This window comes from Alteromonas sp. ABV4_515, from assembly GCF_056160345.1.
Genome location: NZ_JBSWWZ010000001.1, coordinates 508,411 through 526,749, shown reverse-complemented (window position 1 = coordinate 526,749; position 18,339 = coordinate 508,411). Strand labels below are relative to the sequence as shown.

At 49.7% G+C, this 18,339-nt stretch carries 16 protein-coding genes; 11 read left to right on the top strand and 5 right to left on the bottom strand.

The features are described 5' to 3' along the window. Window positions 1-15 precede the first annotated feature (15 nt). The 4 genes from ACXAGX_RS02270 (at window position 16) to ACXAGX_RS02255 (ending at window position 2,944) form a co-directional block, all read left to right on the top strand. On the top strand, window positions 16-735 hold the full coding sequence (locus ACXAGX_RS02270) for an HAD family hydrolase (RefSeq protein ID WP_474836302.1): 720 nt from the start codon (window positions 16-18) through the stop codon (window positions 733-735). Next, window positions 732-1,691, top strand: a complete 960-nt coding sequence (locus tag ACXAGX_RS02265) for a sugar-binding transcriptional regulator (RefSeq protein ID WP_474836300.1) — start codon at window positions 732-734, stop codon at window positions 1,689-1,691. Before ACXAGX_RS02270 ends, ACXAGX_RS02265 begins: the two co-directional genes overlap by 4 nt. A gap of 138 nt (window positions 1,692-1,829) precedes the next feature. Further along, a complete protein-coding gene (locus ACXAGX_RS02260; protein ID WP_474836299.1) occupies window positions 1,830-2,234 on the top strand; it encodes an acyl-CoA thioesterase in 405 nt (134 codons plus the stop codon). Between the two features lie 2 nt (window positions 2,235-2,236). Next, window positions 2,237-2,944 carry a 2OG-Fe(II) oxygenase gene (locus ACXAGX_RS02255; RefSeq protein ID WP_474836297.1) on the top strand — a complete coding sequence of 236 codons (708 nt, stop codon included), beginning with the start codon at window positions 2,237-2,239 and terminating at the stop codon, window positions 2,942-2,944. Between the two features lie 107 nt (window positions 2,945-3,051). On the opposite strand, the gene ACXAGX_RS02250 is transcribed toward ACXAGX_RS02255, so the two are convergent. Beyond that, window positions 3,052-3,540, bottom strand: a complete 489-nt coding sequence (locus ACXAGX_RS02250; RefSeq protein ID WP_474836295.1) for a DUF3299 domain-containing protein — start codon at window positions 3,538-3,540, stop codon at window positions 3,052-3,054. Between the two features lie 94 nt (window positions 3,541-3,634). Continuing rightward, window positions 3,635-6,457: an excinuclease ABC subunit UvrA gene (gene uvrA / locus ACXAGX_RS02245; RefSeq protein ID WP_070123345.1), complete on the bottom strand. Its 2,823-nt coding sequence runs from the start codon at window positions 6,455-6,457 to the stop codon at window positions 3,635-3,637. Window positions 6,458-6,629: 172 nt separating this feature from the next. Here uvrA and ACXAGX_RS02240 point away from each other — a divergent pair, with 172 nt between their 5' ends. The 3 genes from ACXAGX_RS02240 (at window position 6,630) to ACXAGX_RS02230 (ending at window position 9,586) form a co-directional block, all read left to right on the top strand. Beyond that, complete coding sequence (locus ACXAGX_RS02240) at window positions 6,630-7,973, top strand: MFS transporter (RefSeq protein ID WP_474818920.1); 1,344 nt, start codon at window positions 6,630-6,632, stop codon at window positions 7,971-7,973. Between the two features lie 88 nt (window positions 7,974-8,061). Next, on the top strand, window positions 8,062-8,649 hold the full coding sequence (locus ACXAGX_RS02235; RefSeq protein WP_474836293.1) for a beta-phosphoglucomutase family hydrolase: 588 nt from the start codon (window positions 8,062-8,064) through the stop codon (window positions 8,647-8,649). Between the two features lie 79 nt (window positions 8,650-8,728). Next, on the top strand, window positions 8,729-9,586 hold the full coding sequence (locus ACXAGX_RS02230) for an alpha/beta hydrolase (protein ID WP_474836291.1): 858 nt from the start codon (window positions 8,729-8,731) through the stop codon (window positions 9,584-9,586). A gap of 70 nt (window positions 9,587-9,656) precedes the next feature. Here the strand turns inward: ACXAGX_RS02230 and ACXAGX_RS02225 are convergent, their stop codons facing one another. From ACXAGX_RS02225 to ACXAGX_RS02215, 3 genes are all read right to left on the bottom strand, one after another. Beyond that, window positions 9,657-11,051, bottom strand: a complete 1,395-nt coding sequence (locus ACXAGX_RS02225) for a M20/M25/M40 family metallo-hydrolase (RefSeq protein ID WP_474836289.1) — start codon at window positions 11,049-11,051, stop codon at window positions 9,657-9,659. A 23-nt stretch (window positions 11,052-11,074) separates the two neighbouring features. Next, entirely contained in the window at window positions 11,075-11,809 is a 735-nt protein-coding gene (locus ACXAGX_RS02220; RefSeq protein ID WP_474836287.1) for an RDD family protein, read from the bottom strand. An 87-nt stretch (window positions 11,810-11,896) separates the two neighbouring features. Continuing rightward, on the bottom strand, window positions 11,897-12,898 hold the full coding sequence (locus tag ACXAGX_RS02215; protein WP_474836285.1) for a substrate-binding domain-containing protein: 1,002 nt from the start codon (window positions 12,896-12,898) through the stop codon (window positions 11,897-11,899). A 278-nt stretch (window positions 12,899-13,176) separates the two neighbouring features. On the opposite strand from ACXAGX_RS02215, the gene ACXAGX_RS02210 reads away from it, so the two are divergent. The 4 genes from ACXAGX_RS02210 to ACXAGX_RS02195 all read left to right on the top strand — a co-directional run bounded on the left by ACXAGX_RS02210 (window position 13,177) and on the right by ACXAGX_RS02195 (window position 18,221). Further along, window positions 13,177-14,229, top strand: coding sequence for an aldose epimerase family protein (locus ACXAGX_RS02210; RefSeq protein WP_474836283.1), 1,053 nt, complete (start codon window positions 13,177-13,179; stop codon window positions 14,227-14,229). Between the two features lie 192 nt (window positions 14,230-14,421). Beyond that, window positions 14,422-15,474: a UDP-glucose--hexose-1-phosphate uridylyltransferase gene (locus ACXAGX_RS02205; protein ID WP_474836281.1), complete on the top strand. Its 1,053-nt coding sequence runs from the start codon at window positions 14,422-14,424 to the stop codon at window positions 15,472-15,474. Further along, a complete protein-coding gene (galK, locus tag ACXAGX_RS02200; RefSeq protein ID WP_474836279.1) occupies window positions 15,467-16,609 on the top strand; it encodes a galactokinase in 1,143 nt (380 codons plus the stop codon). Before ACXAGX_RS02205 ends, galK begins: the two co-directional genes overlap by 8 nt. Before the next feature lie 49 nt (window positions 16,610-16,658). Beyond that, window positions 16,659-18,221 (top strand): sodium/sugar symporter, encoded by a 1,563-nt coding sequence (locus ACXAGX_RS02195; RefSeq protein ID WP_474818929.1) that lies wholly within the window; start codon window positions 16,659-16,661, stop codon window positions 18,219-18,221. Window positions 18,222-18,339: the final 118 nt, after the last annotated feature.

Below are 18,339 nucleotides of genomic sequence, written 5' to 3'. Positions count from 1 at the left end.
ACGGGAGTTTCCGGATTGCACAGCCAATATGCACCTAGCACTGACGAACGTGGTGGTATACCAGTAGAGCTGGTGATATTCGATTGCGACGGTGTGCTGATTAACAGCGAGGTGATTAGCCTTTCGGTGCTGGCCGGTTTGCTGGGCACTTACAGTATTTCAATAGACAACAGCTATTTTACCCGTCAGTTTCTCGGCCGCAGCTTTTCTCATGTACGTGAAAAAGTCAGTCTGGATTTCGGCGTCACGCTGCCCGATACGTTTGAACAGCACTATCTTTCAACACTGATGCAGCGGTTTGACAAAGAGCTGACGCCGGTTGATGGCATCGAAGACGTTCTGTCTCAATTGAATGTGCCATTTTGCCTGGCCACATCCAGTCATAGGGAAAGAACCGACCGGGCACTAAAAGCCACCGGGCTGGCAAAGTACTTCAGCGATAACATTTATACGGCTTCACAGGTAAAACGCGGGAAGCCTGAACCGGATCTTTTTTTGTTTGCTGCCAGCGAACAGGGTTTTGCACCACAGAATTGTCTGGTGATTGAAGACAGCCTGCATGGCCTACGAGCGGGTACCGCTGCCAGCATGCAGGTATGGCATTTTCAGGGCGGCGCACACATGCCCTCCGCCATTGGCGACATCAGTTTGCCCGACGGTGTCAGCAGAGTCGTCACTCACTGGTCTCAATTTTTCTCTGTGTTGCCTGAACTAAGGAATAACATACCATCATGAATTTGCCTCAAGCTAACGATTCCAGACGATTAGACGAAGCGGCCCGGGCGGGCTGGTTATATCATGTTGCCGGGAACACGCAGGACGAAATAGCTCGCAAGCTGGGAGTTTCCAGACAGTCCGTTCAGCGTATGGTGGCACTTGCTGTGTCAGCCGGACTCATCAAGGTGCGTCTTGATCATCCTATCGCTCGCTGCATGGAGCTGAGTCATCGTATCCAGGACCGTTTTGGATTACAGGACTGCGAAGTCGTTCCCAGTGATCCTGCCGATCCGTCTTCCATCATTGGTCTCGCTCAGGCGGGAGCGGCTGAACTTGAGCGTTATCTTAAGCTTCCCGAACCGCAAACCATTGCTATGGGTACGGGTCGTGCACTGCGCGCCTGTGCAGACGAACTTGCTCCTCTCAATTGTGAGCAGCACCACATTGTTTCGCTGATTGGGAACATCATGAATGACGGTTCTGCGTCATCCTATGACGTGGTGGTTCGGGTCGCCGACAGGGTAAATGCCAAATATTATCCTATGCTACTACCAGTGCTTTGTCCTACGGCCGAACAACGCCCAGACTGGCTGGCCCAGGATCACATTAAACCTATATTCGACCGTGCTAAAACGGCTGACGCTACCTTTGTGGGGGTGGGTAACATAGGGCCTACCTCGCCAATATTTGTCGATGGCTTTGTCAGCAAGACCGATGTGGATGATTTGCTGCACAAAGGCGGAACCGGGGAAATGTTGAGCTGGATATTTGACAAAAATGGCAAGATGATTGATTGCGATATCAATCGCCGTGTTACCAGTGTCGAGCTTAGTCCGGAGCCTGAAAAACCGGTTATTGCCATGGCTGCAGGGGCGATGAAAGTGGAAGCGATTATGGGTGCAATGAGAAGCCGCCTGATCACTAAGCTTATCACTAACGAATATACTGCAGAGCTCATCCTCAGTAGCGATTGAGTTGAATATAAGTCAGGGGGCTTATGCCCTCTGCTACCCGGCTCTTTACACCATATTTCGTAAAGGTTCATCTGCAGACCTTCAGAAATACGCTGAAAATGCTATGCTGGCACTCCGACATCACAACAAAGATAAAACATGTCAGCAGTTCCTTTTGAAACCACCTTCGATGTACGTTTTTACGAAACTGACGGGCTCGGGCACGTGGGAAATACAGTGCATGTTGGTTGGCTGGAAGCGGCGCGAGATCCGGTGTTTAAACTGTTCCTGCCAGATCTGGATTTATCCCGCTGGCCGCTCATCCTGGCCAGCTACAAAGTCGACTTTCTCCAGCAGATTTACTACGGCAAGTCCGTTACGGTGAAAACCTGGATCGGACGTCTAGGCGGTAGTTCTTTTGATGTGTATCAGGAAATCTGGCAGGACGATAAGCATTGCGCCACCGGAACCACTACGATGGTTCACTTCAATTATGAAACCCAGGAATCAGCGCCTATCCCCGACGACATTCGCGCAAAGATGGAACAGCATTTAAAGGACTGAGCATGCACCCTAAAGAAACCGACTTTATCGCCGTAATCGATGACGTACTGTCGCCTGAACAGTGTAGCAACATTGTTGCCGCTTTCGAAAAGAGCGCGAACCTTGCCCCAGGGCAAACAGGCGGTGGCATAGACACAGATAAAAAACGCAGCGTGGATGTGTCATTCTCACGAGACGACGTGTTCAAACCTTATCTGAAAGACGTGATGGCCCAGGTAGGCAGCGAATTGATGAAATACATCGATGAGTATTTCTTCTCCTTGGTAGGCCCCATTGGCCTCACTGTTCGCCATCCGAAAACCGGTGAGCCGGTAAAAATGACCGGCGAAAATTACGCCGAAGTGGGCCGTCCGGCACTACCGAATCTGGTGAACTACCTGTTTCGTATTGGAGATATTAACGCCCAGCGCTACAAGGCGGGCGAAGGCGGCTATCCTTACTGGCATTCAGAGGTGTATCCACAGTTGCAGCACAACGATGCCCTGCACCGGGTGGTGCTGTTTATGTTCTATCTGAATGATGTGGAAGAAGGCGGCCAAACGGAATTCTATTATCAGCAGCGCAGCGTGAAGCCCAAAGCGGGACGTATGGTCATCGCCCCTGCAGGCTTCACTCACACCCATCGCGGCTGTATTCCTGAGAGTAACGATAAGTATATACTCACTTCGTGGATGTTGTTCAACCGCGCCGAGCACATATATACGAAATAGAGGTGGCGGCTATCGCGGGGACGGTTTCCTGTCACAAAACCTAACCCCGCTGCGCTGCCCGAGGCTCTATCGAGAGACAAAACTGTCCCCGCGAAAGCGCGGCTTAATCACAAACTATACGGGGCGATTTCTGCGCCTTTCATGTTGTAACCTACTGACGCAATGTCACCCTGCCAGCCGTCGGTGGAAATTACGCCGGTCACCCAAATTGGGCTGCTGCTGAATTCCACGGCAACGCCTTCTTCAAACGTTACGTGAATAATCTGATTGGATGCCGGTGGCGGCACATGTACGCAGGCACCAAAAAATGGCACCAGCAGGAATTCTGTAGTGAGATCGTCTGTGCCTTCCAGGGGTACCACGAAGCCCGGGACTTTTACCAGTTTACCATCGTACTTTTTCACCACTGGCGCGTTAGGTTGGGCCTGTGCCATGGTGCTTTGATGGTCTGAAACCGGCTCTGGCGGCAGTGCACTGAATCCAGGCGGCTCCAGATCTTCCCAGAACACCTCTATAGGTTCAGCGGCCTGTGCGGCGGTTGCGATAAAAGCGGAAACGAGCATGAACATGCTCATAAATTTGCGTGATAAAGCCATTCTTCACTCATCTTCGGTTTCGACAAAGCGATTATGACATAAATAAGCGCAGGTTAACGGCGACTCAGCTACCGCAACCCAGCGCTTACCGTGTTTACAGCATGGGTTTCAGGAATCGACCGGTATGAGACTGTTTCGCTTTAGCGATGTCTTCCGGTGTGCCTTCAGCGATGATCTGACCACCGCCAGAGCCGCCTTCTGGGCCCAGATCAACCAGCCAGTCGGCGGTTTTGATCACGTCGAGGTTGTGCTCGATAACCACCACAGTGTTGCCGTGATCCCGCAGTCTGTGCAGAACGGCCAGCAGCTGTTTAATGTCGTGGAAATGCAAACCCGTTGTTGGCTCATCCAGAATGTACAGGGTTTGGCCGGTATCCCGCTTTGACAGTTCTTTCGCCAGTTTTACCCGCTGTGCTTCACCACCAGATAGTGTGGTTGCAGCCTGACCTAATCGAACGTAAGACAAGCCTACGTCGATCAGTGTTTGTAGCTTACGGGCGATGGCCGGAATCGCGTCGAAAAATTCTCGTGCTTCTTCCACCGTCATTTCCAGCACTTCGTGGATGTTCTTGGCCTTGTACTGAATTTCCAGAGTTTCGCGGTTGTAGCGTTTGCCTTTACACACATCACAGGGCACATACACGTCTGGCAGGAAGTGCATTTCTACCTTAATGACACCGTCGCCCTGACAGGCTTCACAGCGACCGCCTTTCACATTGAAGCTGAAGCGACCCACTTTGTAACCCCGGGACCGCGCTTCCTGCGTACCGGCAAACAATTCACGAATAGACGTGAAAATGCCTGCATAAGTCGCTGGATTAGAGCGGGGTGTACGGCCGATAGGACTTTGGTCGATGTCGACTACCTTGTCCATCATCTCCAACCCCTCCATGGTTTTGTAAGGGGCCGGTTCTGACGTAGTGGCTTTATTCAACTCGCGGTGAGCGATTTTGAAAAAGGTATCGTTGATAAGTGTAGACTTACCCGACCCTGATACGCCGGTTACACAGGTCATCACGCCAACGGGAATGTTCAGTGTCACGTCTTTCAGATTGTTGCCTGACGCGCCTGTTAACGTAAGCCATTTATCGTCTTTGGCGCTGTTGCGCTTTTTCGGTACTTCAATTTTCTCTCGACCAGACAAGTATTTCCCGGTAAGTGAGTCTTCACTGTCTAATATGTCCTGCATGGTGCCCGCTGCAATTACCTGACCACCGTGGACACCGGCACCAGGGCCGATATCGACAATGTAATCGGCTTCGCGGATGGCATCTTCGTCGTGCTCAACCACCAACACGGTGTTACCGAGATCACGCAGGTGCGTCAGCGTTTTCAATAGTCGCTCGTTATCGCGCTGGTGCAAACCGATAGACGGCTCATCGAGCACGTACATTACACCCACCAGACCGGCACCAATCTGACTGGCCAGACGAATACGCTGAGCTTCACCACCGGAAAGGGTATCGGCACTGCGTGACATAGAAAGGTAGTTCAAACCAACGTTTACCAGGAAGCCAAGGCGATCGAGAATTTCTTTTAAGATCTTCTCGGCAATTTGCGCTTTCTGCCCCGTCAGGTTCAGTGTTTCAAAGAAATCAAAAGCGTCGGCGATAGACATATCGGCGATTTTTGGCAGGTTAGTGCCTTCAATGAAAACATTACGCGCTTCTACCCGAAGACGGGTACCGCCACAGCTGTTACAAGGCTGCTGACTCAGGTTCTTCGACAGTTCTTCACGAACAGCGTTGGATTCGGTTTCACGGTAGCGGCGTTCCATATTCGGAATAATGCCTTCGAATGGATGCTTGCGCTCCATAACGTCGCCGCGCTCGTTAATATATTTGAAGTTCAGCGATTTACCTTTAGAGCCGAAAAGTACCACGTCTTTCGCTTCTTTCGACAATTCCGAGAACGGCGTGGTAAGGCTAAAACCGTAGGCGTCGGCAACAGCCTGCAGCATTTGGAAGTAGTAATAGCTGCGCTTGTCCCAGCCGCGGATAGCACCGCCAGACAAACTCAATTCATCGTTAGATACAATTAGCGCCGGGTCGAAAAACTGACGAGTACCTAAACCGTCACAAGTGGGGCATGCACCCGCGGGATTGTTAAACGAAAACAGGCGCGGTTCCAGCTCGCTCAGGCTGTATCCACAATGTGGGCAGGCGAAATTGGCTGAGAACATAATTTCTTCAACGTCAGGATCGTCCATAAACGCCACTTTCGCGTTACCGCCTGCCAGTTCAAGGGCGGTTTCGAACGACTCTGCCAGTCGCAGTTGCAAGTCATCACGCACTTTGAAACGGTCGACCACCACTTCGATTGTATGCTTTTTGCGTAAATCCAATTCAGGTGGATCGGATAAATCACAGACCTCACCGTCGATACGGGCACGAATAAAGCCTTGGGCTGCCAGGTTCTGTAAGGTTTTTACGTGCTCACCCTTACGTTCCTGAATCACCGGTGCCAGCAGCATCAATTTGCTTCCTTCGGGCATGGATAGCACTTTATCTACCATCTGGCTGATGGTTTGTGCATCCAGCGGCACATCGTGGTCCGGACAACGTGGTGTACCTACACGGGCAAACATCAAACGCAGATAATCGTATATCTCAGTAATCGTACCCACCGTTGAACGGGGGTTGTGAGAGGTGGATTTCTGTTCGATAGAAATGGCCGGAGATAAGCCTTCGATATGGTCAACATCAGGCTTTTCCATCATCGAGAGGAACTGACGGGCATACGCCGACAGCGATTCCACATAACGACGCTGTCCTTCAGCGTACAGGGTGTCGAAAGCTAAAGACGATTTACCTGAGCCGGAAAGGCCTGTAATAACAACCAGTTTGTCTCTGGGAAGGGTTAAATCGATGTTTTTAAGGTTGTGGGTGCGGGCACCGCGAATTTCGATTTTATCCATTGAAGCCTGAGAATTGCCAAAAGAGAAAGTATGCCACAGACGGCGCGGAATTTAATCATTAACTACGTTTAACTGTTAGTGTAGATCACTCATCCGCTAGTACTCGGAGGTGGGCGACGAGTGGTTTTGTGCTACACTTCGCCGCCATACAAGAATAAGGTCGAGAACACACTTGAACGCATTAGAAGTTCGCGCCGCATTAGCATTGGCGCTGGTTTATGTATTGCGCATGATGGGCCTGTTTATGGTCATGCCTGTGCTGGCAGTTGCTGCGATGGACTATCCTGATTATTCCCCTCTGCTGGTAGGTCTGGCAGTGGGTGGCTACGGACTTACCCAGGCGGCGTTACAAATTCCTATGGGGATGATGTCGGACCGCTGGGGTCGCAAACCGGTCATCCTGCTTGGATTGTGTGTGTTCGCTGTGGGCTCGTTCATTGCAGCATCGGCCGACAGCATGATGGTGATGATTATTGGCCGTATTCTGCAGGGCGCGGGTGCGATTGCCGGTGCCATCATGGCGCTGGCCACCGATGTGAGCCGGGAAACCCAGCGGGCAAAGGTAATGGCGGTGATCGGTATCGCGATTGGCTTCTCTTTCTACCTTGCCGTGCTCATTGGCCCGCTGATTGCCCAAAACTGGGGCCTGGCCGGAGTATTTGGCGTTACCGGTGTACTTGCCATCTGTTGTATGCCGTTGGTGAAATGGGTGGTGCCGGATGTCACCGTTAGCGCCAGTGGCGACACCCTGCCACACGTTTCTGAAATTAAATCCCTGTTTGTGTCACCGCAGCTTTGGCGTTTGAACGTTAGCGTGATGGTGCTGCACATGATGATTACGCTGCTATTCGTGCAATTACCGCTTACGCTGACGCAGTTCGATATGTCGCTGGAAAGCCATTGGACCATCTACCTGCCGGTGCTGGCGGTATCCATTATTGGCCTGATTGTGTTGATGGGGATCAGTCGTGGACAAACACCAAAGTCGGTAGTTATCACGGCAGCAGCGCTGATGATGATGGCATTTCTGATGATGAACATGCAGGACCACCATTTATGGGTAGTCGTTACGGCAGTTGTATTGTTCTTTACCGGTTTTAATTATTTGGAAGCAAGCTTACCCGCGCTGGTCTCGACCATTGCGCCTGCTGGTCAGAAGGGCAGCGCCATGGGCATATATGCCAGTTTTCAATTCTTCGGTGCGTTTCTCGGCGGTTTATTGTCGGGCCTTGTAACCGATATCTGGACCCCGAAAACGGCCTATCTGGCCGGTGCCATCGGTGCGGCATGTTGGATTATCATTCTGTTTGGTCTTAAAGAAGTGATGAAATTACGTCGCTTATCCATGCAGGTTTCCTTCGCCAATGTTCAGCCGCAAACACTGGAAAAATCACTGCTGCAGCTAGAAGGTGTGCATGAGGTGGTGGCGTCTGAATCTGATGGCACGGTATATCTTAAAATCAGTAAGGGATTCGATACCAAAGCGGCCAGAGAATTGCTCGCCCAGTATGCCTGAGGCACTGTCGCTGTAGAATAAGTCATCCAGTTGTTGTTTTACGGTGTATAACCTCATCAACCAGTTTTACAACGCGTAAGGAGTCGTGATGGTAGATTTAAGTCGCTACAAAGGCATTATTTTCGATATGGACGGTACCCTGATTGATTCTATGGGTGCACATATGAAAGCCTGGGAAAAAACCTGTGAGCATTTTGGTTATCCCTTCGATTTAGATTACATGTACGGTTTGGGTGGCGTGCCAACCATGAAAACGGCGGAGCTGCTAAACGCGAAGTACAGCAAACAACACGACCCGCAAGAAGTAGGGCAGTTTAAGAAGAACACCTGGTTGGCAATGGACCAAACCCCCACGCTAATTGATGATACGTTTCAAATCTTCAATGCGAATTTGGGTAACAAGAAAATCGCAGTAGGCACTGGCGCCGAGCGGTCTGGTGCTGAAACGCTATTAGGGCATCATGGATTACTGGGTAAACTTGATGCATTGGTAACATCGTCTGATGTCGTCAACGGTAAACCGGCACCGGACACCTTTCTTAAAGCTGCCGAGTCAATCGGTGTAGCGCCAGAAGATTGTGTGGTGTTTGAAGATACAAAGATTGGTTTTGAAGCGGCCTCCCGCGCCGGCATGGACTGCATCATGGTGATCAACGGTAAAGTGCAACAAGCTTGATAGTACTTTCTGTCAGCGCCAGCTGGTTCTATAATCTAAAAACTCACTCCGATTAATTACAATAAGAGCGTAACGTTCAGTGGTCATAAGCTTTCGTATTTTCGCCGTCATTTCTATGCTGTCTGCACTTGCAGGCTGTGCCATAGATGTCAGTTCTTCCAGTTTCCTGCATCAGGATAATTCACCGTCCACACTAGACACTACCGAATTAAATCAGGCGGTAACGAAAGATGAAGCGGCGATCACAATCACTACGGTGGAATTGAAAAACAGCCAGGATCTCACGTTACGGGGTGTTGCCGTTGCGTATCCGGAACCCAAGGTTAATATTGTGCTGTTTCCAGATAACGGCATGAGTATTAGTAACAATTCCGCGCTCATTCATGAGTTTGGTAAACTGCCAGCGAACATCCTGTGGGTGGATTATCAGGGCACAGGTGCCAGCGATAAACCTGGCAAAGCAAGAATGTACAATCTGAAACGTGATGCCTTGCTGGTTTATGACTACGGAAAAGAAGTGTTTCAGAATGATTTGCCAACGGTTGTGCATGGCATATCAATGGGCTCTATTCTGGCAAGTTACGTAGCGGTAAAACGGGATATCGACGGTTTAGTGCTCGACAGTGCCATTAATAAAGTGAACGATGTGGTGCAGAACATGGTGCCTGAGTGGACCAAAGTGTTCACTTTCCTGCAGGTATCTCCAGAACTGGCCATTATTGAGAATGACGATTTTATTAGGCAGTTAGACAAGCCATTATTGTTGATTGTGGGCGATAAAGATCGCACGACGCCCATTACTTTTAGTCGCCAACTGTACGAAGTCTCGCCCAGTAAGGACAAATTGATTTACGTGGTACCCGGCGGTAAACACAACAAGTCGATGACGTATCCGGATGTAATAGGCCAGTATCGGTTGTTCCTGCGAGATTTATAACCATCGAATAAATAACAAAAAAGCAGCCGAAGCTGCTTTTTTTGTCACTGATTTTTCGCTTAGCGCAACATCACTTTCTGAAATTCGTCTCAGACGTTGCTGCCCAATAAGCAAAGGCGGTGAAAATACCGGTGTTAATTTTCAGTGCGTCTGTATCTACTTTATCTAAGGTGTCGTTTTCTGTGTGATGGTAATCGAAGTAATCGCTGCCATCCGGTGAGAAGTTGATGGCGGGTTGACCCGCTTCACCTAGCGCACTCATATCCGACTGCCCCTTGGCATCGTTTTTATCCGACATACCTACACCGTATGGTGCCAGGTATTCAGCAAAACTTCGCACTTCAGACAGCGCTTCTGCACCTACACCCGGGGTTAGCTCGTAAATCGCGCCATTACCGAAATCCCACTCAGCACCAATAACATGGTGATCCATATCGCCTTTGTGTTGTTCAACATAATCCTTCGCACCCCAAAGACCAATTTCCTCAGCAGCAAACAGGATAACGCGAACAGTACGAGCAGGGCGCTGCGGTAATTCTGCAATATAGTGGCCGGCAGCCAGCGTAATACCCACACCAATGCCATCATCAATTGCGCCGGTACCTACATCCCAACTGTCGAGGTGCGCGCCAATGGTAACTACTTCATTCGGCTTTTCACTACCGGTAACATCGCCAATAACGTTGGCTATGGTGGCTGTTTTACCGGTAGGGCCACTGGCTGAAGTGGTGAGTGAGAAAGTGACTGGCTGTTCACGCTTCAGCATATTTTCCAGCAAATCGGCATCTGGGTTTGAAATGGCAACAGCGGGGATTTTCTTAATTCCATCGCTGTAACGCATCATGCCAGTGTGTGCGAAACGATTGGTGTCGGTTCCAACAGAACGCAGTAGAAAAGCCACCGCGCCTTTTTCAGCTGCAATGGACGCACCGGCAACGCGAGCCCCCACTGCATCACCGTAGCCGTGACCGTCTTTGTGACGTTCCATACGGTAGCCAACATAAGCAATTTTACCGTCCAGGGAACCTGGCTTGGCAGCTTGCAGAGCTTCTAACGACGCAAACTCAACCACTTCCGCTTTCAACTCTTTGCCGTTAGTTCCCACACTACCGCCCAGCGCCAAGGCAATAACTTTGTGTGGATAAGGGCCGGAAATGGCAGCGGTTAGATCGCCACGGGTCCATTGCGGTACCTTGCTTTCTTCTATCCAAACTTTATCGAAACCCAACGCCTTCATTTTATCCTGTGCCCATTGCACGGATTTGTCTGCGGCAGGTGTGCCTGCATAACGGGCGCCGACTTCCGTGGTGAGTGATTCGATAACGTCATAAGACAGCGAATCTTGTTTGGCATTAGACTGCAGTAAGTCGAGTATAACTTTTTGATCGTCTGTTACTGCCTGACTTTGTGAAGAAAGCATTGCTGATGCGCCGATCAGCAATGAAAGAACGGTTTTGTTTTTCATTCTTATTCCTGTTGTAAGGGTTCTTACGCGTCTATTGACTCAGGCACGCGGCATACACGGGTACCCGCGATGAAGTCGTGCACACAGCGACGGTCTTTGCGGAATACGAAAAAAATGTCTACCAATGCGGCAATGCCACCAATAAACGGTATGTTCACTATTACGGCCACCGGCAGGTATCGTCTTACCACGATATTGGTAAAAGAAGACTGGGAGCCATCGAGATTTTCGATTCGGGTATTAATGAAGTGCTTACCAACAGTTTGTCCGAAATTAATCAGAAAGTAACCATGAACAACGATGTAAGTGACTACAGAGTAGACCATCGACATCAGCAGTACTGAAAACGTAGGTTGGGCCAAGGCTTCCATCCCAACGAAAAAAAACAGAGGAATAGAAATAAGCACACTGATCACCATATCAATGATGGCGCCACCAAGGCGTTCTCCGAGTGACGCTAGTCTGTCATCGGGCTGTGCTGAATGTGTCGGTTCTTGTTCCGGTTTGAAGGCTGCATTTGCGCCTTCTGACGCGGTGCTGGCAGGTGTAGCTTCATGGCTTACAGAGCGTGTGATAGTGGTATCACTTGGCTCAGTGATGGTTTCCGCGTTTGGTGCGGCGATTACTTCTGCCTGTTTCCGGGCTATCGCGGCATCAATCTCTGCCGCCCGTTCAGGCTCTTCTTCAGCATTCAGTGCAGCACGAAGAGCCTGCAGCTCTTCTAAGTTCAGCGCATCATATTTCCCTTGATCTGACATAGACTTCTCCGGTGTTTTTTTCCCATAATGCCAATATTGCAGACAAAAGGAAATGCATGCGGAGAACGTTCTACAGACTTTAAGAATCTAGCGTGGCGCTGCCACAGATTGGCGGGTAATGAGCGTTGGTGTGTATTTGTGGGTCTCTTCTTTACCGCTTTTACCCATAGCAAAATCGAGTGCAAGTCGAGTGGCCAGTCCGGCCATCATTTCCACAGGGTAGTGGAGGGTGGTCAGTTTTGGGCGACAGTACTTGGCGAGTAACACATCATCGAATCCTATTACCGAAACATCCTGCGGCACGGCAATATTGTTATCTTGCAACATGGTCATCGCACCTGACGCCATCGCATCGTTGTAGGCCAGAATGCCAGTAAATTGCACATCTCGACTTAATAGCTTTTGCATAGCCAGTTCGCCGCCTTCCTGATCTGGCGTGGAAAACTCAATGTGTGAATCAGGTATGTCGATACCGTGGGCGTTAGCAGCGCGGCGAATGCCATCAATACGCATTTGCGGGTCGGTAATTTGATAATTGCTTGAGACAACCGCTAACTTACTGTGACCCTGTTTGATCATATGTTCGGCCATAATAAAACCACCCGCCTCGTTATCCAGCCAGACACAGCGGTTGGCTATTTCAGGAATGTAGCGGTTGATCAAAACAAAACCGGGGATCTGACAAGCAAAATCAATAAGTTCCGCATCGGATAACGCTTTGCTATGCACCACCATGGCCTCAACCCGATGCTCAAGCAAGGTTTCAATTGCCCTGCGTTCGGTCTCTTTTTCAATTGAGCCCGCGCTCAGCAGAATTTGGACTTTTTGTTGCCGGGTAACGGTTTCTATACCCTGACCAAGCGCAGCAAAAAACGGTTCAAGTAGTTCAGGAATGACTACCCCTAACGACGCGCTTCGCTTAGTAACCAGTGCGCGGGCATTGGCGTTAGGACGATATCCCATTTCCTGCATGATCGTTTTCACCCGGGCTCGGGTAGCATCGCCAACCTTCGGCCCGTTATTAATTACCCGGGAAACCGTAGCCAGTGAAACGCCCGCAGCAGATGCGATATCTTTAATTGTTGCCATTTATTGTTGTGCCTGTAGTCGGTTCTTTTTACCAAATTGCGGACAAGGCCGCCTATGTTAAGAAATTTAATCTCAAATGCACGAAAAACCGGTTTGCCTGAAATTTAAAGAGAATATAACATGAAGTTATTTTTAAGGGTAAACGTATACCCTCATTGTTTCCATTGTGTTAACATTTTGCGCTATATTAAGAGATACAGTGATTTAACCCTTCTGTAAAGCACTTAGCGAACGCGACAGAAGCCCGCGATTTACCGAGCCATTTTTGAGGTGAAAGTTTGCCAGACATTTCTGTAAAACCCTTTGGGGCTGTGAACGGCTGTGATGTGAGTGTGTTCACGTTGCGCAACGATAACGGCATGACCGTATCGGTAACGAATTTCGGCGGTATTGTTACGGCAATTAATGTTGCTGATCGAAAGGGGCACTTTACTAATGTGGTGGCCGGCCTGGATTGCGCGGAAGATTATGCCAACGATGGTGCCTTCCTTGGCGCGCTGGTAGGGCCTTACGCCAACCGCATTGCGAATGGTGCGTTTACTATCGATGGACAGAAGTATCAACTTGAACAGAACGCAGGCTCCAACAATCTTCACAGTGCCAGTGCGGGGATTAATAAGAAGGTTTGGCAGGCAACATCTTCTAGCGATGACCATACTGCAACGTTAACGCTAACTGTTGTTTGCCCCGATGGAGAAGGCGGCTTTCCAGGCGATAGAGAAATCACCGCCGAGTATTCATTAGACAATACCAATACGCTAAGTCTGTTGATGAAAGCCACGTCTACCGCTACGTCACCGTTAAGCTTAACAAGCCACGGTTATTTCAATTTAGCGGGTGAAGGCAATGTGCTTGGCCATCAGGTAGTGATTAACGCTGACACTTTTACCCCATTGAACGCAGACTGCGTGCCTACTGGAGAGTTACGCAGTGTGTCCGATACGCCATTTGATTTTCGAGCGCTGAAGGCCATGGGGGAAGACATCTCAGTAGCCGATGAACAACTGCAGCTAGGTTCGGGATACGACCATAACTTTGTACTCAATACCTTTGCTGAGCCTAACGCAGAACCTGCAGCAAAAGTGCTTGAGAGTCAGAGTGGACGAGTAATGACCTTATGGACAAATACGCCAGGTTTGCAACTTTATTCTGCAAACTGCCTGAGTATGGCTTCAGCCGGCGCGCAAACGTTTGTTGATGACGGTGCACTCTGTTTAGAGCCACAGGCTTTTCCAGATTCGCCCAATCATCCGGAATTTCCAGGCGGCTGGATTACACCGGGGGAAGAGCACGTTACCTGGATGAAGCTCAATTTTAGCGTTCAGGATTAATCTTAATATCGTTCCTGAGGGAGCGATATTTTTTAATCATTAGGTAAAACGTTTACCTTAATTGCAATAGCAGTAGGCTGGCGCAGCTAAGCCGCAGTCAATTGCCAACAAGGTATAACAGATCGCTTTCAGCGCCAGGTATGATTATTTTGCCAAAATAATCCGGCGCGCGAGCAATAAAGTGAGATAACTATGACTACACCTTTCGACCCTACTGACCATCCGCATCGCCGGTACAATCCAATGATTGGCGAATGGATTCTGGTATCGCCTCATCGCGCCAAACGGCCATGGCAGGGGCAGAACGAACCACCCTCAAACGAGGTGCGTCCGTCTTATGATGAAAATTGTTATTTATGCCCGGGCAACACCCGTGTAAATGGTGAAGTGAATCCGAAATACACCGGCACTTTCGTGTTCGGCAATGATTTTGCTGCGCTTCAACAAGATACGCCAGACGCGTCATCAGACGATCCACTGTTCACCTTCAGTGCGGAGCAAGGCTGCAGCCGGGTAATTTGTTTCTCCCCGGATCACAGCAAAACCCTGCCAGAGCTTACCGATGAAGCACGCGTAGAAGTGGTGAAAACCTGGGTGGCACAAACCGAAGAGTTAGGTAAAGACTATACCTGGGTGCAGGTTTTCGAAAACAAAGGTGCGATGATGGGCTGTTCCAATCCGCATCCTCACGGACAAGTGTGGGCACAGCGCCATCTACCCACGTTAGCGGCAAAAAAGCAGCAGCATTTCAGCGAGTACTACACTAAGCAGGGTACCAGCATGCTGGCAGACTACGCGCGCCGCGAGGTGGAAAGCGATGAACGTGTGGTTTGCAAAAACGACGATTGGGTGGTTGTGGTACCTTATTGGGCTGCATGGCCGTTTGAAACCTTGTTACTGCCGCGCTTTGAAGCGAACTCACTGCTGTCACTGAACGATGGACAACAGCAGAGCCTGGCGCAAATCATCGGTAACATTACCACGCGCTACGATAACTTGTTTGAAACCTCATTCCCGTATTCCATGGGCTGGCACAGTGCTCCGTTCGATGGCGAGGCGCATGCTGAGTGGGGGTTGCATGCACACTTCTTCCCACCGTTACTGCGTTCGGCGTCTGTGCGCAAGTTCATGGTGGGCTACGAAATGATGGCGGAAGCGCAACGAGACTTAACGCCAGAACAAGCCGCACAACGAATAAAAGCACTGTCAGAAGTACATTATAAAGAGACACAACGTCATGACTGAGAATACACACATTGCCTCCGCTTTCGAAACCGCTTTTGGCTGTGAGCCAGCCGTGACCATACAGGCGCCCGGCCGGGTGAATCTGATTGGTGAACATACCGATTACAATGGCGGTTTTGTATTTCCAGCGGCGATTAACTTTGGCACCTGGATCTGCGCATCTCCCCGAGACGACCGTGTTATCGACGTTGTTGCCCTGGATTACGATGGCGAGCGCAACCGGTTCTCCCTGGATAACATCGAACATGTGAAAGAAGCCAGCTGGTCGAACTATATTCGCGGCGTGTGCAAGGTGCTGCTGGAGGTGTTTCCGGATGTGAAAGGTGCGAATCTGGTGGTTACGGGCAATGTGCCTCAAGGCGCAGGATTAAGTTCGTCAGCCTCGTTTGAAGTGGCTATCGTGAAAATGTTCAAGGCCCTTTATAACATCGATGTGAACGGCATTCAGGCTGCGCTATTGGGTCAGAAAGCGGAGAATACGTTTGTGGGCTGCTCTTGCGGCATTATGGATCAATTGATCTCAGCCATGGGCAAAAAAGGGGAGGCAATGCTACTCGATTGTCGTTCACTGGCTATTCAACATACTCCCATTCCCGACAAGTATGCGATCATGATTATTAACTCAAACGTTAAGCGTGGTCTGGTAGACAGCGAATACAATGTTCGTCGTCAGCAATGCGAAGAAGCCGTTGAGATTCTTGGCGTGCAAAGCCTGCGCGATGCGCACATAGACCAATTAAACGCAGCGAAAAGCGACATGTCTGAGGTAGTTTTCAGGCGAGCCCGACACGTGATAACGGAAAACGCGCGTACTTTGGAGATGTTTGACGCGCTAAATGAAGAGCGTACCGCCGACGTTAGCAGACTAATGGCCGAGTCGCATGAGTCTATGCGTGATGACTTTGAAATTACCGTTAAACCTATTGATATTCTTGTGGAAATTATCGCCGATGTTATTGGAGAGCAGGGCGGAGTAAGGATGACAGGCGGTGGCTTTGGTGGTTGCGTAGTGGCATTGGTGCCAAAAAATATCGTAATCCAAGTAGAAGAAAACGTTAAGAAACATTATTATGCGCGCACCGGGTATACACAATCCATTTACATCTGCTCGGCTGAACAGGGGGCTTTCGCTTAACCTGTTACAAAAAATATTCAGATAAAAATAACATTCGTTGGGAAATAATATGAACATTGAGACGTTGGATATCACGGTATTTGTGATATATGTCATCGCGCTTATTGGGATCGCATGGTGGGTTTCTCGTGAGAAACAAGGCCATGAAAAAGATACCAATGATTACTTCCTTGCTGGCTCAAGTTTGCCCTGGTGGGCAATTGGGGCATCATTGATTGCAGCAAACATTTCCGCAGAGCAAATTATCGGAATGTCTGGCTCGGGTTACGAGATCGGACTTGCCATTGCTTCCTACGAATGGATGGCTGCAATCACGCTGTTAATCGTTGGTAAATACTTTCTGCCGATCTTCCTTAAGCACAAAATCTACACCATGCCGCAATTCCTGGAACAACGTTATGACCATCGCGTTCGCGTTGTCATGGCAGTATTCTGGTTAGCGGTATACGTATTTGTAAACCTCACTGCAGTTCTGTGGCTTGGCGCGCTGGCAATTAATACTATTGCGGGTGTCGACATGATGTACGGCATGCTGTTCCTTGGCGTTTTCTCGCTGGCGTACTCGTTGTATGGCGGTCTGAAAGCGGTAGCGATGACAGATATCATTCAGGTTGTACTGCTGGTACTGGGCGGGTTATTCCTGTCGTACACGGCACTGAATCTGATTGGTGACGGCAACGGCATTATCCACGGCTTCAATGAACTGACTACGCGTCTGCCTGAAAAATTCGACATGATTCTGTCTGAAGACAGCCCGCACTATAAGAGCCTGCCTGGTATTTCGGTACTGATTGGTGGTATGTGGATCATGAACCTGTCTTACTGGGGCTTCAACCAGTACATCATCCAGCGTACGCTGGCAGCGAAAAGCGTACAGGAAGCGCAAAAAGGTATCGCGTTTGCTGCCTTCCTGAAACTGCTGATGCCGTTAATTGTTGTACTGCCTGGTATTGCTGCTGTACTGCTGGTACCCGATCTGAACCGTGCTGACGAAGCGTATCCATCACTGATGACGCTGATGCCAGTGGGTCTGAAAGGTCTGATTTTTGCTGCGCTGGTTGCTGCTATCGTGTCTTCACTGGCATCAATGACCAACAGTGTGTCGACCATCTTTACCATGGACTTCTACAAGCCAAGAAATCCTGATAAGTCTCAGAACCACTACGTGAAAGTGGGTCGTATTGTGAGCCTGATTTCTCTGATTATTGCTATGCTGGTAGCGAAGCCGCTGCTGGGTAACTTTGATCAAGCGTTCCAGTACATTCAGGAATTTACCGGATTCTTTACGCCGGGCATCGTAGCGCTGTTTGCGTTAGGTATGTTCTGGAAGAAAACCACGGCCAACGGCGGCTTAATCGCAGCCCTGGGCTCATTCTTCCTGAGCCTGGCAGGTCGTTCGTTCTTCCCGGATGTGCCGTTTATCGACCGTGTAGGCATTGTGTTCCTGCTGTGTGTAGCACTGGCAGTTATCGTGTCACTGGCCGAGAAGAAAGGCGACCATGAAAATGCGATTGAGCTGGGTGAAGTGAGCTTTACTACTACTTCAGGCTTCAACATTGCAGCCGTTGCCATCGCTATCGTAACCGCAGCGTTCTATATCACTTGGTGGTAAGCGAACACCGGTTACAAGTGATCTGAAAAGACCGCCTCCGGGCGGTTTTTTTATTGGCCGTCAATTTCTATTAATTCAACCGGTTAGCGCATCGATTAATGCTCTGTTAATGTAATCA